This window comes from Acinetobacter sp. WCHAc060025 (assembly GCF_004209355.1).
Classification (GTDB): domain Bacteria; phylum Pseudomonadota; class Gammaproteobacteria; order Pseudomonadales; family Moraxellaceae; genus Acinetobacter; species Acinetobacter wuhouensis.
This window is the reverse complement of the sequence record NZ_SGSX01000022.1, coordinates 41,438-62,882: the sequence shown is the minus strand read 5'-3', so window position 1 is coordinate 62,882 and position 21,445 is coordinate 41,438. Positions and strand designations below refer to the sequence as shown.

Here is a 21,445-nt window from a genome sequence, read left to right as displayed (position 1 = left end):
CAGTCTCATCATACAACGACGTAACATCGCTACAGTTCCAGAATACAATCCACTCCAACACCGACCAAGTACCCATCCACAACGCGCCAAAGTGGTTGGACCGAGTGGAGAAGAAATCCATGTCGATGAATGGGGACGTATCAAAGTCAGATTCCTATTCACTCGCACAGAAGATCATGGACACGATGGTGGTGCGGGCACAAACGACAACGATACCGATTCTGCATGGGTCGATGTACTCACCCCATGGGCAGGCGAAGGCTATGGAGCAAGATTCCTACCTCGCATCGGTGAAATCGTGGTGATCGACTTCTTTGATGGCAACATCGACCGACCATTTGTAGTAGGACGCATCCACGAAGCACAACGTAGTCCAACCCAATTCGACAAAAAAGGACAACTGCCTGATACCAAAAAACTCGCAGGCATTCGTTCCAAAGAATACCAAGGCGAAGGCTTTGGACAACTGCGTTTTGACGACACCACAGGGCAAATCAGCACACAACTGCAAAATAGCCATGGAGCAAGCCAACTCAACCTCGGAAATCTAAGTCATCCCAAAGACAAAGACACCAGTGATGGACGAGGCGAAGGTTTTGAATTGAGAACTGACCAATGGGGAGCAATACGTGCAGGATAAGGCTTACTCCTTTCCACCTACAAACAAGACCAAGCCAGTGGCACACACCTAGATGCCAAAGAAGCCAAACAACAACTTGAAAGCTCCCTTAATAATTCAAAAGCTTTAAGTGAAGTTGCCAAGAATCAGCAGACAGATCCGCTTGAGATTCTTGAAAGTATCAAAGGCTTTATCGACAACTTAGCTAAAGAAGATCCGAAAAAAGCAGATGCCTTTAAATCTGCGGTGATGGTTCTTGCTGCACCAAACTCAATTGCCTTGGCTACAAATGAAGATATTCATATCTCAGCAGACAAACAGATTAGTCATAGTGCAGGTGAAAGTATCAATATCTCTACACAGAAATCTTTGATTGGTCATGCAAGTAAAAAGATCAGTTTGTTTGCAGCCCAAGAAGGTGCACGACTGTTTGCGGGGAAAGGTAAAGTTGAGATTCAAGCACAGGGTGATGGTGCAGATTTGATTGCGCGTAAAGGTATTCAAATTATTTCAACTGAGGATGTGATTGAATTTAAGAGCCCAAAGGAAATTACACTTACAGCAGGTGGTTCGCAACTGAAAATTAATGGCTCAGGTGTATTTGTGACAACGGGTGCTAAGTTTGAAGTGAAAGCGGGACAGCATAAGTTTACGAGTGGGGCTAAGGTAAGCCCTACGTTGCCTTTACTGCCAATTGTTGAATTTTCTGATCAGCCATTACCAACTTTAAAAAGCACGTATGCGCACGAACAACTACTTGTAATAGCAAATACTTTTTCAGATGAGAGCTTTATCAGCCTTACTGCACCTATATTTGGATTTGATGTTCCTGATAGTATATATTTAGCTTTGAAAAAAGACTTGATGCAAGGAATTGTTGTCCCACCTGAACATATTGTGATTGCTAAAAGTATTAATGGACGTCCAGCAGGTTTTAATCATAAAGATAAAAAAATATATTTAGCAGCTGATACTGTACTTTCAGCTACAGAAAATGATCAAAATTTAGATAGATTATTTATTGTACTTTTACATGAGTATGGACATTTTATAGATGATTTATTAAGGAAAAGTGGGAAATATCCACTAGAGAATTGTTTTAATTTATATGTTGTTGCAAAAGGTAACACTCTTGTTGAAATTGCGAAAAAATTTGATACGACTGTAGACGCTATTAGTTCTTTAAATTCTATTTCTGATCCGAATGAAATTTATATTCATGATATTATCAAAATACCGACAAGGGTTGAAAAACTAGCAGAAGATGCGCCAAGAGATGAAGGTGCAGTCTATTCTTATAATTTAGCTCAGTTAACGGAGGGCAAAGATATAGGTGCAAATACAGAGTTTGAGTTTGCAGAAATGACTTCTGAAAAATACTCTGGGAAATTGAAAATAACACCAACATCAGGGAAAAGAGCAGCTAAATTACATGCAGATTTTGAAGCTCAAATGAATGATATTGTGGATGTCGAGTATGAGTATTTTGGTGCAGGGGAAGGCAAGTTTTCAAATGAAAAGAAAATCCTTGCAAATAGAGGAACGATTGATCCAAAGACAGGTAAATACATTAAAAAAGATGATAATAAAGGTGTTCGTATAGAACATGGACACCAATCTATTGAAAAAGAAGCAATTGGAGAAGATAATCCAAAGGGTGAAATATTTAATCGACACACAGTTAATGCAATCTATGCAGGGAATTGGTTAAGAGACCACTCTCAACTGGTTTGCGGTGCTGTATTAAATACAAAAATAGATGTTGCACTTGATAGTCATGGTAAAATTATAGTAATAAAACCGACCCGTAAGTTAATTACCAATATATTGGCAATATTAGTTTATGATCATTTTTTTGATGAGAGCGTAGCGGAAGATTTAGTTAAATTATCAGACTTAAAGTTAAAAGATGATCGTGCGACTAAACTTCAAAAACAAATGCAGAAATTGTTAAAAAATGTGTCTTATACGCAATTAAGTGAAAAAAATCAAAGACGTTATAAGGCATTAGCATTGGCCTCATATTCGATGAAATCTTCTTTACCACATCGTTTGTTTAGAGATTTAACTGGGAAGGATGGGATTAATATATTAGGTGTTTATCGTTTTGAGGAACATATAGATAATCCTTTTGGTGCAGATATTTATACTCAAACTGATTCAGAACTTAACCCTAGACCAAATGATAAAACCTTTAAAACCAATAGTGATGAGAAATCTGCACATTTTAATTTAAAGAATTATATTGCAGATAATACACCGAATAATACTACAGATTCTGCATTTCCAACTGCGTTGGAGTATCTGTTAGGACAGCTCGAAAAAAGTATGCAAAAAAATAGTAATTCTGACGTTCCTTTAAGACATTTAGGCAATGCTTTCCATGTACTTGAAGATTTTTTTTCACATAGTAATTTTGTTGAAATTACATTGATTAAACTTGGATACTCAGATGTACGACATTGGGTTTTAAGGAAAAATGATTTTAGTAGCTACGAAAAAATCCCTCTTGTTACAGGTACTTTTGACACATGGGATACTTTTGCCAGTGTGGGTGGTGCGCTGGGTGAGTTAATTGACCCAATCAAAAAATGGAGTGAATACGAAGGCATGGTGTCTGGTGAACGTAGCTTAGCAGATTTAATTATTCAAGAATTTGTTATCACGATTGATTCAGTTTCTAAAGATAAGAATTTGACAAAAGTATGGTTTAGATATCTTGAACTTCGTGATGCTGTAAATGCTTTGTATGAAGCTGGTTATGCTGATTTGGCTGTGAAAGCGACGAAAACTTTTAAAGAATTTAGAAACCAAGCTGCTTTGTTAAAAGCTTTGATAAAACCTCTCATTACATTTTTACTCAAATGGGCTGCGAGTACTACACTTAAACACGCACATGAAATAGTAAGTGTTAAGCAAGGCGCAAACCCAGTGATCCATGGGGATAACCCAAGTCATACACAGGTAGGTAAAGATGAAGGTGGCAATCCCTTACACTTGTTGGCAGCGAATTTAGCGATTATTGCTGTACGAGACGTGGGAACAAAGTGGCGAAATTGGTCTCAAAACCCAACAGCAGGGAATAAACAAGCTGTATTAGATACTGCAAAAAGCTATTTTAGGCATCCAAGCCGCTGTAATTGGATGGATGAAACTGTTAAGCAATGGTCAAGACAACATAAAGATAAAGTGAATCAAGCCAGTGATGGGATGATGCAGAAAGGCTGGGATAGCACTAAACAGGGTGCTTATAAAGGCGCTAAAGCAGCACAAGAGTCAATAGATGAAGCGAGTAAAACAGTTCAGAAAGGTTTAGATATGATTACAGGTGGGAAAAAATAATGCATTTATTTCAAAAAAAATTAACCCTATTTTTACCACTTTTACTGTGTATAAGTTGTAGTAATGGTTCATCTACAACACGAACAAATGTCGAATCGGAAGGATTTACAAAAAAGTTAAATACACAACATCAGTTTAAAGTGCATGGATGTGCTATTAATTATAATGGTACGGAGTTGTATATGAGTTCAGGAGTAGAGCCTTGGCTTAAAGCATTAGGGAAAAAATATCGTAAAGTTGAAAGTGTAGATCCAATTAATCGAATTAATATCTATATATATGATGATATCGGTGTTCGTTTAGTTGAAAGAATAGCGGATAAACAAATCGATAGTTTTAGATTTCGTTTAGAGCGCCCTGCACATGATATTCGTAAAGAAACAGATGCAGAAATAGAAGAAGAGTTAAAAAAAACAGATACTGAGCAAGTAAGAACAATTTTTAAAGACGCGATAGATGTCGACGGTGTTTTGATTGGTGCATATCCAATGCATGATGAAGTGAGGTCTAAGTTTTATTCAAAAACACGAGTAAGTTATAATTATACAGCTGGTTGTACAGATACCCAAAAAGGCGAATCTTTTGGGATTGAGTTAAGCACTAGTTATAATGATCCTGAGGTCATTGATTATATGTTTTTTTATAATTACCTTGATACAATGACCGAAGAGCAAAAAAAACAACTATACCGAAGAAAAGATGAGAAAGGTCAAGAAGTATGTGATGAGTATTTTGACACAATAAAAATGGCTGTTGTACCAAGATATTGTACTCCAGAAGAATTAGATGATGAGAAGAAGCAAAAAGCTAAATAGGTTGATCATTTTCTGTGTGTTTCCTTTAATATCAATTATAAATAGCATGATCAAGATTGAAATATATTTTTGTAAATAATTTAAATTTAAAAAAGAACCTACAATATGCCAAACTTACAACAACTCTTCACCCAAACCCAAGAAAACTATGAACTCATTCCTGAGTTTATAGATCAACTGTTTGCTTCGGATATTTATTGCCTAGGGACTCAAGATAGCGATAATAAATTGCAATTCCGAGTACTTGAAACACCAGAAGGTGATCAAGCGATTCCATTCTTTTTAGAGTTAGAAACAATTCAAAATGATATTGGAACAGATGTTGAGTATCTGATTTTAAATGCCCGAAAACTCTTTGAAATATCAAAAGGAGCAACTTTGGTTTTAAATCCAACATCAGAATTGAGTAAAGAATTCCAACCTGATGAAATTACCCAAATTCTAGAAATACACAAAAATGAAGCAGAGTAAATTGAGGTGGTAAAGAGGATATAAATTAGAAAGACTAAGCTTTTAATTTTTCTAAAACTTCATCAATTTTTTTAAGACGTTTTACTTCCCCCCATAAGGCATTGGCTTCAGGATAATGTTTCGACATCATTCCAAGCCATTGCTTATAACGTCCGACCATATTCATTTCTTTTTTATAAGTACCATTTAAGAAACGGATTTGCAGACCGAGCAATTCATTCCACGTGATAAGCGCTTGATCTGTATTTTGACGGATGCATTGGGTTAAATCAGGCGTTGTGACAGCACCACGACCAATCATGAGATCTTCACAACCAGATTCAAGCTGACATTGCTTGGCATCTGCATTGGTCCAAATTTCACCATTAGCAATCACATTGATTTTTAAAGTTTCACGAATCGGATGCAATAAATCCCAAAAAGCGGGTGGGGTATAACCATCGGCTTTGGTACGCGCATGGACGGTAACCCAAGACGCACCAGCATCTTCGATGGCGTGTGCATTTTCCATAGTGAAATTACGATCAAGATAACCTAAACGCATTTTCGCTGAAACAGGTATATGAGCAGGAACAGCATCACGTACAGCTTTAACCAATTCATAAACCACTTCTGGTTCATCTAAAAGCACTGAACCGCCACGATGACGATTGACTGTTTTGGCAGGACAACCAAAATTCATATCGATCGCAGGTGCGCCGAGTTCAGCAGCACGTACGGCATTGGCAGCCAACATTTCAGGGTTATTTCCTAAAAATTGCACATGTACAGGTGTGCCTGCAGCTGTTTTGCTGTCATTTTTCAGTTCAGGACAATACGTATGGTAGATATGATCAGGCAATACAGAATCCGTCACCCGAATAAACTCAGTTACACACCAGTCAAAACTTCCCACAGACGTAAGAACATCACGCATAATTGGGTCAGTTAAGCCTTCCATTGGTGCAAGGATGAGTTTCAAAGTCACTACCATTGAATCGTAAAAAAGTGCGTTATACGCACTTTTCAAGCAACTGTCTAGTTGATTGTGATAATTCAGAACAATACATCTATGATTTATTTTTCCTTAAATGCTCATGCAATGAAAATACGTTTACTGTGTCTCGTCATTTTCCGAAATACATGAAAATTTACAATAGCTGTCATTGCTATGTGTTGAAACAATACCTTCGTAGTTTGGATCCAAATTTTGAATCGGTAAAACGTCTTCGCATTGACGACATTTTTCAGCTGTGAGGGGATTATAATTATCTTTATCATCCTGTTGAGTGTTGACTGGAATATTCATCACAAAATCCTTTTGTATAAAATATAAACACATAATTTAAATAAGACATTAAATGTATTATGTTGAATAAGCAAGAGGAAATAATGAATATATTTAGATGGTTAGCTTTTAATGATAACTAATTTGATTTTGTAGAAAATTTTATCCATAAGTTATCATCATCAAAATGTTCGATATAGAGTTGTATTTGTTGGTGTGGATACATTTGATTTTCACCTAAAATTGCTTTGCAGTCATTATAATTTACTAAACCATAAAAAATTTCACCAAATTGGACAATAACTCCAAGTGGTGGAAAAAAAGAAATACTAGTTTTTATTGATTGATTAATCTGATACTTATTTTTTAAATTTTCCCAATGGGTTTAGTACTTTTTGTTAGAATCATTCCACTTATTTTTAAACTGTTCCTGAGAAATAGGGCTGAGTTCATCAATAAAATCTAAGAAGCTACCTTCTGGTAGAAATAAGTGAGCGGGAGTTAGTGGAGAGTTAGTACTGAATATTCCATTTGCTGTTTGAAAAGTTGCTCGTATACAATATAACTCTTCATCCAACTCACAGAATGTTGTTATATCTTCTTCTTTATCATAATAATAGTAATATGTTTTCACAATTCATTTCCAAATATCAGAAACGATTTACCGATGTAAAATCATTTCCAACACAAACTTAGAGCCAATAAAGCCAATCGCCAATAAAAAGAAGCCGATAATGGTAAAGCGAATTGCTTTTTGTCCACGCCAGCCAAATTTATAATGTCCAATCAATAGCGAACCATAGACAAACCATGACACGATACTGAACGCAGTTTTATGGGCCAAATGTTGTGCGAAAAAGTTATCTATGGTGAAGAAACCAAAACTTAGAGCAACAGTTAAAAGCACAAAACCTGTAATTAACATATCAAATAATAGGGATTCCATTGCTTGATAAGCTGGTAGGAAATTTACCCAAATACGTTTTTTTTGTTTCTTTTTGAGTTCTCGGTTCTGGAACCAAATCAGTACGGCTTGAATGGTCGCCATCAGCAACACCGCATACGCAGATAAGGACAGAATAATGTGAATGTCTAAGCCCAAAGAATGTTGTTCAATAAATTGTTTTGATTTGCTAAAGCAAAAACCAAGGATTAAACCAAAGGCAGCAACAGGAATGCCGATTAAATTCAATGAAATAACAGGTCGATAAGTGCTGTATAACATGCTTAGCAATAACATTAACCCAGAGGTAAATGACATCAAATTAAAGACGTCATAATTAATCCCCAGTGGTGTAAGCATATCGTTATACAGTACACTTGCATGTAAGATCAGTCCTAAGCCAGACATGATGCCGATAAACCACGGGTTTGCAGGACGTTTTGACATTAAATGCATAAACAGATACCAAAATGATGAGGTATAGGCAATTAATGCTAAAATCGTATAAACCAAGGGTAGGCTAATCATGTCAAACCTTTTTCAGGATGATGAATAATCATGTTATAAGATATAAATTCCATGTGAACTACAGTATCCTATAGCATCTTGAGCACAAATTTTCTATTTTAAGAAAGATTTTTTTGCTACTAGCTATTTTAAGCGGATTTTGCAATGTTTGATACCTTAACAGAACGACTCACGCAGAGCCTCAGAAATGTTACTGGCTCTGGGCAGCTCACCGAAGATAATATAAAAGATACCCTACGTGAAGTGCGTATGGCACTTCTTGAAGCCGATGTTGCTTTGCCTGTAACACGTGAATTTATCGCGAAAGTTAAGGAAGAAGCATTGGGTCAGGAAGTGATGACTCAGCTTTCACCGGGTCAGGCTTTTGTGAAAATCGTCTATGACGAACTCACAAAAATGATGGGTGAGGCCAATGAAACACTAGATTTAGCGGCTAAACCACCTGTTGTTATTCTTTTAGCAGGTTTGCAAGGTGCGGGTAAAACCACAACCGCTGCAAAACTTGGTCGTTTCTTAAAAGAACGCCAAAAGAAAAAAGTTGCAATGGTTTCTGCCGACGTTTATCGTCCAGCAGCAATTAAACAGTTACAAACTGTTGCGGGTGAAGTTGGTGTTGATTTCATCGAGTCAGATGCATCAGAAGATCCAATCAAAATTGCACAACGTGCGATTGGTCAAGCCAAGATTAATTTTAACGATGTCTTGATCGTCGATACCGCAGGTCGTTTGCATGTCGATGACGACATGATGGACGAAATCAAAGCATTACATGCAGCGATTGGCCCAACTGAAACTTTGTTCGTTGTCGATGCAATGACTGGTCAGGATGCGGCGAATACAGCTAAAGCATTTAATGATGCATTACCATTGACTGGTGTAATTCTCACCAAAACGGATGGTGATGCACGTGGTGGTGCTGCGCTTTCTGTACGTGCGATCACAGGTAAGCCAATCAAATTCTTAGGTATGGGTGAAAAACTCGATGCCTTAGAGCCATTCCATCCTGAGCGTGTTGCACAACGTATCTTGGGTATGGGTGACGTACTTTCTCTTGTCGAAGAAGTTGAACGTAAGATCGACAAAGAAAAAGCCGAAAAAATGGCGAAAAAACTGCAAAAAGGCGGAAGCTTCAACTTTGAAGATATGCTGATGCAGTTTGAACAAATGAATAAAATGGGTGGCATGATGGGCTTCTTAGACAAGTTGCCTGGCATGAGTAATTCAGGGATTCAAGATGCGATTGCGCAAGCGAACCCTGAAAAGCAAGTGAAAAAGATGGAAGCAATCATCCAGTCGATGACCATCAAAGAACGCCGTAACCCAGATTTGATGAATCCGAGTCGTAAAAAACGTATTGCTGCGGGTTGTGGTATGGATGTGGTTGAAGTCAATAAATTGATCAAGCAACATGCGCAAATGGCAAAAATGATGAAGAAATTTGCTAATCCATCAGGTATGGCAAAAATGATGCGTTCATTGAGCGGTATGCAAAAACAATTCGGCGGTGGTGGTGGTATGGGACCATTGTTTGGAAATAACGATAAGAAGTAATAGCTTATAGCTAAAGTTACTCATTTAATTGAATACTTCTATCACAAGAGACGCCCAAGGGCGTCTTTTTTGTTAAATAAAATATACATACATGGTGATTAGTTTCACATATTATTGGATGAGTTTTAATTTGTTTTAATTGTATGTAATTGATAAATAAGAAAATATATATGAGAAAAGTTTTTATTGTACATGGTTATAATGCCTCACCGACTGATCATTGGTTTCCGTGGTTGAAGAGGCAGGTGGAATCAATAGGGCATCAATGTGACATACTCTATTTAGAAGATTCTGAACATCCAAAATATGATGCTTGGAAGCAGAATCTTGTTCAACAGATTCAGACCTTAAACGAGGAGGTGATTATCATTGCTCATAGTTTAGGCTGTATCGCCAGTTTAGGATTTTTATCTGAGGTATTAGCAGGAAGAAAGCTTTTTGCATTATTTTTAATTGCAGGCTTTAAGAATAAATTACCCATTTTCCCCGAGCTAAATGTATTTATAGATCAAGCACATTTTGATGAAGCTCAGTTAAGAATGGGCATTTGCCATAGAGTGCTATTTTTTTCAAATAACGATCCTTTTGTACCTGCACCTTTTAGTATTCAGTTAGGACATTTGATGAATTCACAAATGGTCGAGGTAAAAAATGCAGGGCATTTTATGGCTTCTGATGGTTTTAGTGAGTTTCCACAGCTTTGGGACAAACTATCTGTTTTATTGAAATCAGCACCTTAGCCTATATTCATGTTTTATGATTGTACTAAAATTTTAAGTAACCATCATTTTGTAAATATCAGTGAAATCAAAAAACTTATGAGAAAAATTATGACCCCCTATAGCAATACGTATATTGCGATAGAGGATTTGGCGAATAGTTTGATTTTTCTGTGTCTTCGTTTTCCAGTATTTTAGTTTTTAGTGGTATCTAACTGTTCATAAATGTTATCAATGACTTTTTGTCGCTCATCTTCATCTTCAATGATATTGCCTTGTTGGTCCCAAGCTTTGCCTGAAAGTATTGAAAAATCATAAGGATCAACGATTAGGTCAACCGCTTGTTTGCCAGTTGAATACCACAGCTTATGCGTTTTATGCTCCTCATCAAGTTTATTTTCTAAGGAAGCGAGTTGACCATTGCTGTAGTAGGTTTTAGTCTCACCCACTTCAACATCATCTGCATATTCAGTCACCATATTGAGTTGACCATTTTTATAATACAGCTCAGATTTTCCCTGTAACATGTAGTCTTTATAGTGTTCTTTGAATTCTATTTGACCATTGTCATAGTAACCAATCACATCACCATCTGTATATTTACCATCAAAACTATTTAAACCTTTTGGATCTTTAACCCAAAATGGACTGGTTTGAGGTTGACCATTACTTTGGTAGAAGTCTTGTAGTAAGAAGCGACCTTCTTGATCTCGACCCAATAATTTACGGAAATAACCATTTTCAACAGGTGTGAGAGAGTAGCCTTTATCCATAGTTGAACCACAAGCGCATTCTTCTTCGCCTGCATCGGGTGCAAAATAGGCAATAATTGCTTCAGAGGTTACGACCTTGCCTGAAACAGGTTGTGATGGTGTGCTTTGTAAACTCGTACAGCCCACCATGGTGAAGCTAAGTAAGCATGAGCTCAGGAATAAGGGAAGTTTTTTCATTAGCATTTCTCTTTATGCGCTGTTATGGCATTTATCATTTTTTATCATGAATAAAAAATAGGGCTTTTGAGCCCTGTGTAAATTGTATTTATTTTCAACTATTTTGTCGATTGATATAAAACTGCAAACCTTTGAGTAATAAATCACTTTCAATCTGTGGCTGATATTTTTCAAGAAATTTTGCAAATAGTTTGGCATCGCCACCTGTGAGAATCAATTTACGAGGCTGTTGCTCCATCACTTTTTCAATGGTGCTTAATAATCCTAAAAAGATGCCATGATGCACTGCATCAATGGTATTTCTCCCTGGACAAAGCTCTTCAAAAGCAACATCAGGGATTTTAATGCCTTTGGTGTTTTGAATCAGTGAATCACGTTGTAAATAAAGATTTGGCAAAATATAGCCACCAAGATGCTGAAAGCCTTGGGTCAAATCAATGGTCAATGCTGTACCACAACTAATGACACATAGGTCTTCATCGGCATTGGCAACTGCAAGAACTTGAAGCCAACGGTCGATTCCCAATTGTTCAATATGGTCATAACCACATTTTAAACCTGCATATTCGGCATGAACTTTGGCAAAGCTCACTGGAATATCAAGGAGTTTGAGGATTTGGATAATACGTTCATTGTTCTTTTTGTCTTGAACCGATGAAATACCGACTTTATCTAAATTTAGACTACGGAAATGTTGGATTAAGCCGAGCAAGAGATCAGCAGGGGATTGTAAGTGTAATTCCGCAGCTTGTTCTGTGATTTGGTCATTTTCAGTGATCCAATATTTAAGTCGGGTATTTCCAATATCTAACCAAAGTGCTTTCATTTGCGTACCTAAATGTCTTTATTGTTCTGCATCTGTGGATGATTCGATTAAACGTAAACGCCCTTGATATACATTCACTGAACCATTTGCTGTCAGTAAGTTGACCGAACCATCATCATGAATCCCTTTGAAAATGCCTTCAACTGAATCGTTGATTTGTTCAAAATGCACCGCTTGATCAAGAAATGCCGCATAGTGGTTAAAACGTGCAGCGAGGTTGTAGCAACCATGATTAAACCATTGTCCAGCCTGTTGAATAGCAAGATAAAGTTCACTGATCATTTGAATACGATTCGGATATTGCACACCCAATTGCACCACTGACGTGGCTTGTTGGCTGACGTCTTGCTCAGGAATGGGCAATAAATTTATGCCTACACCGACAATCGCTTGATTGGGGGAAATCGGTTCAACTAAGATGCCTCCCCATTTTCCTTGTGTGCTGTAAAGGTCATTGGGCCATTTGATTTGCAGATTTGTTAAATGCTTCAGGGATGGCATTTGTAAGATATTTAAGGCAATTTCTAGTGCTAAACGTCCATCAATGGGTGTTCGAGTTTCAAGCAATGTGCTTAAATAAATATTCCCGATCGGGGAAACCCATTCCCTTTGGTGCTGACCTCGTCCCTGCGTCTGTGTTTCACTACAGACCAGCACCGTGTTTACACCGCTTTGAGCAATATCACGGACATCATCATTGGTTGATGTTGTGGTCTGATTTAATAACAGAATTTCAGGAAGTTGGTTGGCTTGTGTAAGCAGTTGTCTAAGATGACGAGTCTCTAAATCCATGTTGAATCTGAGAAATGTAAAGGAACATTTATGGAGTTAATCATATATCTAGGTATTGGTGCAATCGCTGGATTTGCCGCAGGACTATTTGGTGTGGGTGGTGGATTAATTATTGTACCGATTCTCTATGTGGTTTTTACCCAAATGGGCTATGACCCGAATGTGATTATGCACATGGCTTTGGGCACTTCACTGGCAACGATTATTGTTACTTCGATCAGTTCTGTATCCGCGCATCATAAAAAAGGCGCAGTACTTTGGAATGTGTTTAAGAATCTCGCACCAGGCTTAGTGGTTGGTTCATTTATTGGAGCTGGTGTTGCTGATATTTTGTCAGGACAGCATTTACAACTCATTATCGGAGCGTTTGCGCTGTGGGTGGCTTTTAAAATGTTTAAAGGTGCAAATGTTCAAGTGGATGAATCTAAACATTTACCTTCTGCACCGATGCAAATGATGGCAGGTGGTGGAATTGGAATTGCTTCTGCGATTTTTGGAATCGGTGGTGGTAGTTTGACTGTGCCGTATTTAAATAAAAATGGTGTGGTGATGCAAAAAGCCGTTGCCACTTCTGCTGCATGTGGTTTACCCATTGCCATCGCAGGTGCACTCGGTTTTATGTTCTTTGGTTCGCAAGAATCCACTGAAATTAAAAATGCGATTGGTTATGTGCATATTTATGCATTTATTGGTATCAGTGTCATGAGTTTTATTACAGCAAAATTTGGGGCAAAAGTTGCACATAAATTATCTCCAGCAATGTTGAAAAAGTGTTTTGCAGGCTTGCTGACAGTAGTGGGTTGTTATTTTATTTTGAAAGGTGTTATGCCATTTTTTTAGATGGAAAATTTGTGGTTATTAGATTGTTATGCTTTAATTATATTTTAGTATAATTAAACTTTAATAATGAAACCATTAATAACAATAGGTTGTAAAACTGATCATGGAGGGATTGTTGCAGAAACAGATCCTTCTTTCCAAATTGAAGGAAAGCCAGTTCATTTAGAAGGGATGAAACATTTTTGTCCTAAGTGTAAAAAAGTTGTGTCAGCTGTTTCTTTGGGTAAAAGTTTTTTAGTTGTTGGTTCTAAAACAATTATTATGGCAGGCGATAAAACTACATGTGGAGCAACTTTCTTACCTCAACAGAGTTTAGTTGTACGAGATGCAGGGAGCGGTTCGGGTAAGGGGAGTTCGACTAGTTCTTCATCACCTATTTTTGAGACAAGCCCACAAAATGAGATGATGGAAAGTTTTTCTAAAACTCCTAAGAAACCTTTAACAGAAGAGGAAAAGATTCTTACCCAAGAAGAATGTAAAATGATTCTATTACATGTTTGGGGTAATTTAATTATTGATAGTAATAAGCTAAATAGTTTTTCGAAACTTTCTCTTACAGATAGGAAGTATATTACTGAGCATATTTATTTTAGGTCTGTAAACAAAGATGAGTCATTAAGTGTTATTACTTCAATTATGGGAAGTTTCGGTAATTTAACCTCTAAAGCAGCAGTTGCAGTAATTGAAAGAGCTATTGTCACAGATATAGCGAAGATGGAGGCTGAAAGTGCAGTTGGTAAATGGTGGAATAATGAAGTTAGGCAAAAATATTTTAAGGTTGGTTGGAGTGAAAATCCAGTTGATCGGTTTAAAGATGTAAATACGGCAATATTAATTTCTCTAAAACGTGATGAACGTTCACATATTACAAATATGCTTTCAATTGTTGATAGTGGTTTTTAAGAATAGTATGAAAAAAATAATAGTTTTTCTGATCGTTTTATTACTTATAGTCTCTTTCTATTTTTTCAGTACAAATTCAGAATATAAAAAGAACCTTACAACTACTGATGAGGTTGGACTTGCAACTGATCTGTATCTACTTAAAATGCATTCATATCCTGCTTGGTATAGTGATTACTTATTTAATAAATATGAAAAAAATAATCTTACTTTAGTTGCAGACCAAAGCCCTAAACCTTATTTACATATCATGAGTTTTATTTTTGCAATTGAAAGAAAGGAGGATTTAGACTCCACATATATTCAAAGAACGTATGATATTGAAGCTTTATTAATTTGTCATGGTTTAGATCACAAACGTCTCGAAGTTTATAAGAATAAAATTAAAGGTATGCCAACTAACGTTTATTTCCAAAAAAAATATAATAATTTTAACGATGATAGTGCGATAAAGTATTGTATTCAAAAGGCTATTAACCGGTTATAGGGGGTAGCTGAGAAACTATTGTTTATCAATCTAAATAGAAGAGAGAATATAGAGGAAACTCAGTGATTAAGTCATTTTAAGCATTATCAATATGGTTTTTGTATTTAAAACCTTCTACTTAGAAAGCTTTAGAGATCGAATTAGATGAGTAAACTTTTAAAAATTGTGCTGGTTTTAGTTTTTATTGTCACTATTTTCTTAATTTTTAATATTTTTTCATCTTATCAAAAGCAGCTCTCTGTTGAAAAAGGTGATGATACTGTTGGTGTGGCAACGACTAAATATATTTCTAAATTTGATGTTTACCCAAATTTTTTAAGCGCATATTTATTTAATAAATATGAAAGAGATAACTTATATCTAATTCAAAAAAACACACCTTATCCATACTTATTTATTTTAAATATATTATCTGAATTACCTAAGCATAGTGATGATTATAAAGTTGATCGAGTTAATGAAATTGAAGATGAACTCGTTTGTATTGGTTTATCTAAAGATCGCGTAAAAACTTATCAAGAACGCATTTTAAAATTAGGTGGAGTTAACTATTTGATTGATAAATATAGGAAATTTGATTATGAAAGTTTATTAATTCATTGTAATGACAGACGTGGTTAATGCTTATTATTGATTTAAAAAGATATATACGAATTCACGAAGATCATAATGCTGTAAAAGTTAATAATCATGGAGTTATGATTTATTAGTATTGTCCCAATGGAAATGAATTGAAAAATTATCTAGCGTATCAGTAAATTACTTAATATTTCCCGACCAACAACACTTCTTCAAAAAATAAAATTGACCTAAAATGCTTTAAAATTGTCTGACAATGTCATGGATTTGATCGAGCTAAATCGAGTAAAACTTAAAATATGACAATTAAGTATGTCTATGCTTTTGTGAAAAATAAAAAATCAAAAAGGAGATATGCATTTGGAAGAAGTGGATAGCCTCTCGGAACAAATTGCCAAACATATTAGCGAACAAATTATTAGTGGCGAGTTGGTTGAAGGGGAACGTATACAAGAACTACGCATCGCCAAAGAACTGGATGTCAGTCGAGGCTCGGTGCGCGAAGCGCTATTGCTTTTAGAAAGAACCCACCTGATTGAAATCTATCCACGCCGTGGCGCGATTGTTTCCGAAATGTCAGCACAACAAGTTCGTGCGCTATTCGATACCAGTGCATTACTCCTTGGGCAAGTTGTTTCACGTATGAGTGAAACGTGGCGCAATCATGAAGCCGAAGCCATTCAAAATATGATGAATCATCTGGTCGAACAGGTGAAACAAGGCAATACCGAAAAATTCTACGATGGCATCTTCCAATTCCTTGCTGAACAACAAGATATGGTCGGCAATCCATACTTGATGAAATTTTATAAAGAATTATTACCTTCTTTGCGCAGAAGTTATTTTTTAACGCTAAATACTTCAAGACGTGAGCTTCAAGAAGCTTTAGAATTGCTGAAGTTAGTGATTGATGCAATTTTAATCCGAAAATCACAACAAGCTACTTTATTTATGGAAGATTTTTGTCGACACTTGCGTAACTTAGTGTTGGAATCTCTGACACGGATGAAACAAATCGAACTCGCTTGGGCGCGGAGATCGCGTCGCTAAGTAGCGTTAGCAAGTAACTAGGACATTATGCGTTTAAGCAGCTTAAAACTTTCAGGCTTCAAATCGTTTGCCGATAGTACAACATTACAATTCAAAGATAACCGTACAGCAGTGGTTGGTCCAAATGGCTGTGGTAAATCCAATGTGATTGATGCCATTCGTTGGGTCATGGGGGAGTCCAGTGCGCGCCAACTGCGTGGTGGCAGTATGCAAGATGTTATTTTTACAGGAACGGCAAAACGTAAACCTGTGGGAATGGCAAGCGTAGAACTTCGTTTTGAAAATACCTACGGCAAACTGGGTGGCGCATACAATGCCTATAGCGAATTAGCTGTACGCCGTCAGGTCAATCGTGATGGTAAATCTGAATATTTTCTCAATGGCACCAAATGCCGTCGCCGTGATATTACCGATATTTTTCTGGGTACTGGCTTAGGTCCACGTTCGTACGCAATTATTGAACAAGGCATGATTAACCGTTTGGTCGATGCCAAACCTGAAGAAATGCGCGTCTTCATCGAAGAAGCTGCAGGGGTTTCTCGTTACCAAGCCCGTCGTCGCGAAACGTTACAACACTTAGAACATACCACGCAAAACCTAGATCGTTTAGAAGATATTGCGTCAGAATTAAAATCACAGCTTAAAACCCTTAAACGTCAGTCTGAATCTGCGGTTCTTTATAAAACTTTAGAAACTGAAATTCGTACTCTAAAAATCGAAATTCTATCATTCCAATGTGAGCGCAGTTCGCGGTTGCAAGAAGAATATACGGTTGAAATGAATGAGCTAGGTGAACATTTCAAACTGGTTCGTTCTGATATGAGTACATTGGAACATGATTTAACCTCGACTAATGAATTGTTCCAACGTCTGATTCAACAGTCCACGCCTTTGCAAAATGAATGGCAACAGGCTGAGAAAAAGCTTTCTGAATTGAAAATGACTTTGGAGCAAAAACAAAGTTTGTTCCAACAAAATTCAGAAGCATTGAGCAATTTTGAACAGCAAAAGGTGCAGACCAAAGAAAAGATTCAATTGATCGAGTTGCAATTGGACACTTTGCACAATCAATTGGAACAGCAGTCTGAGCAATTACACAATTCTGAATCTGAAACTCAGCAACGTAGCCAAGCGTTTAGTGATGTAAAAGCACAGCAACTCCAAGCGCAACAACAATATGAACAAGTCAAAGTTCAGGTTGAAAAGCAACAGCAACAAAAAGCGCAAATGCAGGCGCAGATTGAACAGCTTGCTAAAAATGTGGCGCGAATCGAACAGCAAAAAGATACCTTAAAAACTCAAGCCACGCAGATTCAAAGTCAGTTTCAAACTGAAGATCTAAGTCAACTTGAGCAAGAGAAGTCATCTGCGCAACAACAGATTGTGCAACTGGAACAAAAACTGACTGATACCAAAGCACAGTTAGAACAATTGCAAGAACAAATTAATCAACAGAAAGCGCAAATTTCGAGTTTGAAATCAGAAGTGCAAGTGTTGCTATCTGAACAGAAAAACTTGAATCAACTCATGGCGAAAAGTGCAGTGAAAACTGATACCAATGCTGTGCAATTGATGCAAATATTGAAGTTGAATGCGCAAGGCAAAGAACACGCGACGTTGATTGAAAAGTTTTTAGCGAAATGGCTTTCTGCGCAAATTATTGATTCAGCATCGACATTTACTGAAAGCATTGCACGTCAGCTTAAAGCTTCAAATTCACAAGATAAGATTCAACTCAACTCATTACCGTGTTTGGCAGACTGGATTGAATCTCCGCAATATTCACTGTGGAATCAAGTGGCAATTGTTGAAAATCTTGCTGATGCATTGGCAATTCAAAACCAATTAAAAGCAGGGCAAAGTCTGCTCAGTCTAGATGGTTATCACATCGGGCAAGATTGGGTCATCGGTCTATATTTCGATGAAGCTAGCCAAGCGGCGCAAGGTGCATTGAGTCATCGTATTCGCTTAGAAGAAATTGAAGCACAGCTTGAAATTTTACAGCCTCAATTACTTGAAGCGGAAAGCGTTTTACCGCAATTAAATCAGCAAATTGGTGATATTCAAAAGCAGATTCAATCTGATCAAGACGTTTTAAAAAATCAGCAAAAAAATCTACAACAATTCGATGTACAAATTGCCAAACAGCAAAGTGCATCACAAGCTTTTGAGTTGCAAAAAGTTCAGTTAAACAGCCAATTACAGCAATTGGATGAGCAACTTGAAGAAGATGCGATGCAGAAAGATGATCTTGAAATCGACATGCATTCGGTCATTCTCAAACTTGAGCAAAATTTACCTGAATACAAGACTTTGCAATACAAGCTTGATGAGTTAAATGAACAGGTTGAAGAACAACAACAGCAATTGCAGTTGAAACAACAAGATTTTGAAACCACACGTCGTTTGGCTGAACAGAATAAGCAGCAAATTGAATTATTGGAAAAAGATTTAACTTTCTCGAAAGCACAATATCAGCAAATCATTGCACAGATGGAACAGGCAAAGAAATTTGTTGATCCGATTCAATTGGAATTGCCAAGTTTAGAATCGCAATTCACAGAACAATCGCAACAAACTGAGAAGTTGCAAAAGACATGGTCTGAATGGCAAATTGAATTGAACAATGTTCAATCGAAACAGCAACAACTGACTGAGATGCGCCATTTACATCAACAAAATGATGAACAATTACGTACCAAGTTGGAAGAGAAGCGTTTATCTTGGCAATCGGCGAAATCGGATTTACAGCATTATTCAGATCAACTCAAAGAGATGAATGCTGAAATCAAACAAGGTGTGGTAATTGATCTGCCTGCGCATCAAGAAAAGTTTGAAAAAGCACAACGTCAGTTTGAAAAATTGGGTGCTGTGAACTTGGCTGCTTCTGAAGAATATGAAGAAGTATCCAAGCGTTTTGATGATTTAAGCCATCAAATGCAAGATTTGGAAAATACGGTTGGGCAATTAAAAGATGCTATGAAGACCATTGATCAAGAGACCAAAAAATTATTTATGGGCACTTTTGATCGCGTCAATTCAGAATTAAAAGTGTTGTTCCCGAAAGTATTTGATGGTGGTGAAGCAAGTTTAAGCTTGGAAGATGATTGGCAATCAGGCGTCAAATTAATGGCTCGTCCACCTGGTAAGAAAAATAGCTCATTGGCTTTGTTGTCTGGTGGTGAAAAAGCATTGACGGCATTGGCTTTGGTCTTTGCAATTTTTCGCTTAAATCCTGCGCCATTTTGCGTTTTGGACGAAGTTGATGCGCCATTAGACGATGCAAACGTCGGTCGGTTTTGTAATTTGGTAAAAGAGCTTTCTGATCAGGTTCAATTCATTTACATTACACATAATAAAGTTGCAATGACGATGGCAACCGATTTGCTAGGGGTGACGATGCCTGAGCCAGGCACATCAAAACTCGTCACTGTGAATTTGGAAGAGGCAAGAGAATACGGTTTAGCCGCGGAGTCGTAGTATGGAAGTCACCACAATTATTGGAATTGTTATTGCAGTAATCATTATCCTAATTGGATTGCGAATGGTGCTACGAAAGCCCAACGATGCTGCACCATCTTTAGAATCTGAATTGCATGTCAATGAAGACTGTAATCAACCTGTGATTCCACGCCATGTGCGTGATCAGTTGCAGGCGGATCGTGAATCTAAAGAACCAGCGCGCGTAGAGCCAAATTTAAATGCTTTGGATGCAGTTGAAGTTGCGGAAGAAAAGCAACAAAAGATTGATGATCTTCAGGAAAATGCTGCAACGGATTTATCGACAACTGAACATGTAGAAACTGTTAAAACACCTGTTGCAGATGAAGTAGTGACAATTGATTCAGTAAAAGCTGACGGTGAAAGCGCTACGGAAGAAGTAGAAACTACTGAATCAGTTAAGAATGTTGAAGTTGATACAGCTAGTCCTCTAGATGCTCAATCTGTTGCGACTGTTGAAACGGCAGAAGCTAAAAAAGAAGAGTTTCAGTTGAATCAGAATGTGGAAACGGCTGAAATTAAAGAATTTGATGAAGAAAGCAGTATCTTGGATGTACATTTAACAGCACAGCAAAAGTATGATGATGAAAGTGTATTATCGAATGCAGAAACCATCATTGCTTTGAATGTTTATCCAAATCCTCGCAAAGCTTTGTCTGGTGATAAAACTTTAAAAATGTTGTTGAAATATGGTTTACGTTTTGGTGAGTTATCATGTTTCCATCGTTATGAGAGTCCTGAAGAGGAAAGTCATCTCTTGTTTTCTGTGTTGCGTGTAACAGAAAATGGTCCTGATGGTTTTGACTTAGAAAATTTATCAACTGAGCAAGTTCAAGGTTTAGCATTCTTCTTAGCTTTACCACATTCTGATGTGCAAAAAGGCTTTGATACGATGGTAAGTATTGCGGGTCTTATTGCGCGCGAGATTGATGGTACGGTTTATGATGAAAATAATCTTGAGTTTACACCGCAGTTAAAAGAGCACTGGCGCCATAAGGCGATAGATTATCGCTCAGGGCAAGAAGCTTAATATATTTTTAAGTCTTTCTTTTGCAAATATAGATTATTAAAGCGTATTTGATCTATTAATGATTGGATACGCGAAAAAGTCATCCGCAACGTGTTCGAGGCAGGACACTAAATTCGATATAGAATGTTTCTGCGATATTTAATTCAAAAGTTGGTGGTTGCCGAGTTTTGCGGATGACAATGGTTTTGCCTACTTTTCCCGAAAGAAAAGTAGGTCGAGCCGAAGGCTAATC

19 protein-coding genes and 1 pseudogene are annotated in these 21,445 nt (G+C 37.1%); 13 read left to right on the top strand and 7 right to left on the bottom strand.

Going from position 1 to position 21,445, the window contains the following annotated elements; genetic code table 11:
* The 4 genes and pseudogenes from EXE09_RS19105 to EXE09_RS16220 form a co-directional block, all read left to right on the top strand.
* A pseudogene (locus tag EXE09_RS19105) lies at positions 1-1,274 on the top strand (DUF2345 domain-containing protein); the annotation flags it as partial.
* 209 nt (positions 1,275-1,483) lie between these two features.
* Positions 1,484-3,961 carry an HET-C-related protein gene (locus EXE09_RS19100; protein WP_228257224.1) on the top strand — a complete coding sequence of 826 codons (2,478 nt, stop codon included), beginning with the start codon at positions 1,484-1,486 and terminating at the stop codon, positions 3,959-3,961.
* Positions 3,961-4,776 (top strand): hypothetical protein, encoded by an 816-nt coding sequence (locus EXE09_RS16225; RefSeq protein ID WP_130117943.1) that lies wholly within the window; start codon positions 3,961-3,963, stop codon positions 4,774-4,776. Before EXE09_RS19100 ends, EXE09_RS16225 begins: the two co-directional genes overlap by 1 nt.
* 105 nt (positions 4,777-4,881) lie before the next feature.
* Positions 4,882-5,247 carry an SseB family protein gene (locus EXE09_RS16220; protein ID WP_130117942.1) on the top strand — a complete coding sequence of 122 codons (366 nt, stop codon included), beginning with the start codon at positions 4,882-4,884 and terminating at the stop codon, positions 5,245-5,247.
* A 34-nt stretch (positions 5,248-5,281) separates the two neighbouring features.
* Here EXE09_RS16220 and EXE09_RS16215 read toward each other — a convergent pair whose 3' ends face one another.
* From EXE09_RS16215 to EXE09_RS16200, 4 genes are all read right to left on the bottom strand, one after another.
* Positions 5,282-6,208: a tRNA dihydrouridine synthase gene (locus EXE09_RS16215; protein WP_213073892.1), complete on the bottom strand. Its 927-nt coding sequence runs from the start codon at positions 6,206-6,208 to the stop codon at positions 5,282-5,284.
* A gap of 132 nt (positions 6,209-6,340) precedes the next feature.
* Positions 6,341-6,535 (bottom strand): hypothetical protein, encoded by a 195-nt coding sequence (locus EXE09_RS16210; RefSeq protein ID WP_068974132.1) that lies wholly within the window; start codon positions 6,533-6,535, stop codon positions 6,341-6,343.
* Between the two features lie 364 nt (positions 6,536-6,899).
* Positions 6,900-7,148, bottom strand: coding sequence for a hypothetical protein (locus tag EXE09_RS16205; protein ID WP_130117941.1), 249 nt, complete (start codon positions 7,146-7,148; stop codon positions 6,900-6,902).
* A gap of 27 nt (positions 7,149-7,175) precedes the next feature.
* Positions 7,176-7,985: a cytochrome C assembly family protein gene (locus EXE09_RS16200; RefSeq protein WP_068974130.1), complete on the bottom strand. Its 810-nt coding sequence runs from the start codon at positions 7,983-7,985 to the stop codon at positions 7,176-7,178.
* A 144-nt stretch (positions 7,986-8,129) separates the two neighbouring features.
* On the opposite strand from EXE09_RS16200, the gene ffh reads away from it, so the two are divergent.
* Positions 8,130-9,536 carry a signal recognition particle protein gene (ffh, locus tag EXE09_RS16195; protein ID WP_068974129.1) on the top strand — a complete coding sequence of 469 codons (1,407 nt, stop codon included), beginning with the start codon at positions 8,130-8,132 and terminating at the stop codon, positions 9,534-9,536.
* Positions 9,537-9,706: 170 nt separating this feature from the next.
* Complete coding sequence (locus tag EXE09_RS16190; RefSeq protein ID WP_130117940.1) at positions 9,707-10,276, top strand: RBBP9/YdeN family alpha/beta hydrolase; 570 nt, start codon at positions 9,707-9,709, stop codon at positions 10,274-10,276.
* Between the two features lie 173 nt (positions 10,277-10,449).
* Here the strand turns inward: EXE09_RS16190 and EXE09_RS16185 are convergent, their stop codons facing one another.
* The 3 genes from EXE09_RS16185 to EXE09_RS16175 form a co-directional block, all read right to left on the bottom strand.
* The gene (locus EXE09_RS16185; RefSeq protein ID WP_130117939.1) at positions 10,450-11,205 is read right to left on the bottom strand and encodes a membrane-binding protein; all 756 of its coding nucleotides are present in this window, start codon (positions 11,203-11,205) and stop codon (positions 10,450-10,452) included.
* Positions 11,206-11,299: 94 nt separating this feature from the next.
* Entirely contained in the window at positions 11,300-12,031 is a 732-nt protein-coding gene (locus EXE09_RS16180) for a type III pantothenate kinase (protein WP_130117938.1), read from the bottom strand.
* Positions 12,032-12,049: 18 nt separating this feature from the next.
* Positions 12,050-12,823, bottom strand: a complete 774-nt coding sequence (locus EXE09_RS16175) for a biotin--[acetyl-CoA-carboxylase] ligase (protein WP_130117937.1) — start codon at positions 12,821-12,823, stop codon at positions 12,050-12,052.
* Positions 12,824-12,853: 30 nt separating this feature from the next.
* On the opposite strand from EXE09_RS16175, the gene EXE09_RS16170 reads away from it, so the two are divergent.
* The 7 genes from EXE09_RS16170 to EXE09_RS16140 all read left to right on the top strand — a co-directional run bounded on the left by EXE09_RS16170 (position 12,854) and on the right by EXE09_RS16140 (position 21,213).
* On the top strand, positions 12,854-13,663 hold the full coding sequence (locus EXE09_RS16170; protein WP_130117936.1) for a sulfite exporter TauE/SafE family protein: 810 nt from the start codon (positions 12,854-12,856) through the stop codon (positions 13,661-13,663).
* 66 nt (positions 13,664-13,729) lie between these two features.
* Positions 13,730-14,566 carry a PAAR domain-containing protein gene (locus EXE09_RS16165; RefSeq protein WP_130117935.1) on the top strand — a complete coding sequence of 279 codons (837 nt, stop codon included), beginning with the start codon at positions 13,730-13,732 and terminating at the stop codon, positions 14,564-14,566.
* A 7-nt stretch (positions 14,567-14,573) separates the two neighbouring features.
* A complete protein-coding gene (locus EXE09_RS16160) occupies positions 14,574-15,053 on the top strand; it encodes a hypothetical protein (protein WP_130117934.1) in 480 nt (159 codons plus the stop codon).
* Between the two features lie 144 nt (positions 15,054-15,197).
* Positions 15,198-15,674 carry a hypothetical protein gene (locus EXE09_RS16155; protein ID WP_130117933.1) on the top strand — a complete coding sequence of 159 codons (477 nt, stop codon included), beginning with the start codon at positions 15,198-15,200 and terminating at the stop codon, positions 15,672-15,674.
* A 312-nt stretch (positions 15,675-15,986) separates the two neighbouring features.
* Positions 15,987-16,682 (top strand): GntR family transcriptional regulator, encoded by a 696-nt coding sequence (locus tag EXE09_RS16150; RefSeq protein WP_087553731.1) that lies wholly within the window; start codon positions 15,987-15,989, stop codon positions 16,680-16,682.
* A gap of 27 nt (positions 16,683-16,709) precedes the next feature.
* Complete coding sequence (gene smc, locus EXE09_RS16145) at positions 16,710-20,162, top strand: chromosome segregation protein SMC (RefSeq protein ID WP_130117932.1); 3,453 nt, start codon at positions 16,710-16,712, stop codon at positions 20,160-20,162.
* Position 20,163: 1 nt separating this feature from the next.
* On the top strand, positions 20,164-21,213 hold the full coding sequence (locus EXE09_RS16140; protein ID WP_130117931.1) for a cell division protein ZipA C-terminal FtsZ-binding domain-containing protein: 1,050 nt from the start codon (positions 20,164-20,166) through the stop codon (positions 21,211-21,213).
* Positions 21,214-21,445: the final 232 nt, after the last annotated feature.

Coding starts and splice junctions, on each gene's coding strand:
- EXE09_RS19100 (WP_228257224.1), top strand. CDS start 1,484: ATGCAAGGAATTGTTGTCCCACCTGAACATATTGTGATTGCTAAAAGT.
- EXE09_RS16225 (WP_130117943.1), top strand. CDS start 3,961: ATGCATTTATTTCAAAAAAAATTAACCCTATTTTTACCACTTTTACTG.
- EXE09_RS16220 (WP_130117942.1), top strand. CDS start 4,882: ATGCCAAACTTACAACAACTCTTCACCCAAACCCAAGAAAACTATGAA.
- EXE09_RS16210 (WP_068974132.1), bottom strand. CDS start 6,535: ATGAATATTCCAGTCAACACTCAACAGGATGATAAAGATAATTATAAT.
- EXE09_RS16200 (WP_068974130.1), bottom strand. CDS start 7,985: ATGATTAGCCTACCCTTGGTTTATACGATTTTAGCATTAATTGCCTAT.
- ffh (WP_068974129.1), top strand. CDS start 8,130: ATGTTTGATACCTTAACAGAACGACTCACGCAGAGCCTCAGAAATGTT.
- EXE09_RS16190 (WP_130117940.1), top strand. CDS start 9,707: ATGAGAAAAGTTTTTATTGTACATGGTTATAATGCCTCACCGACTGAT.
- EXE09_RS16185 (WP_130117939.1), bottom strand. CDS start 11,205: ATGAAAAAACTTCCCTTATTCCTGAGCTCATGCTTACTTAGCTTCACC.
- EXE09_RS16180 (WP_130117938.1), bottom strand. CDS start 12,031: ATGAAAGCACTTTGGTTAGATATTGGAAATACCCGACTTAAATATTGG.
- EXE09_RS16175 (WP_130117937.1), bottom strand. CDS start 12,823: ATGGATTTAGAGACTCGTCATCTTAGACAACTGCTTACACAAGCCAAC.
- EXE09_RS16170 (WP_130117936.1), top strand. CDS start 12,854: ATGGAGTTAATCATATATCTAGGTATTGGTGCAATCGCTGGATTTGCC.
- EXE09_RS16165 (WP_130117935.1), top strand. CDS start 13,730: ATGAAACCATTAATAACAATAGGTTGTAAAACTGATCATGGAGGGATT.
- EXE09_RS16160 (WP_130117934.1), top strand. CDS start 14,574: ATGAAAAAAATAATAGTTTTTCTGATCGTTTTATTACTTATAGTCTCT.
- EXE09_RS16155 (WP_130117933.1), top strand. CDS start 15,198: ATGAGTAAACTTTTAAAAATTGTGCTGGTTTTAGTTTTTATTGTCACT.
- EXE09_RS16150 (WP_087553731.1), top strand. CDS start 15,987: ATGCATTTGGAAGAAGTGGATAGCCTCTCGGAACAAATTGCCAAACAT.
- smc (WP_130117932.1), top strand. CDS start 16,710: ATGCGTTTAAGCAGCTTAAAACTTTCAGGCTTCAAATCGTTTGCCGAT.
- EXE09_RS16140 (WP_130117931.1), top strand. CDS start 20,164: ATGGAAGTCACCACAATTATTGGAATTGTTATTGCAGTAATCATTATC.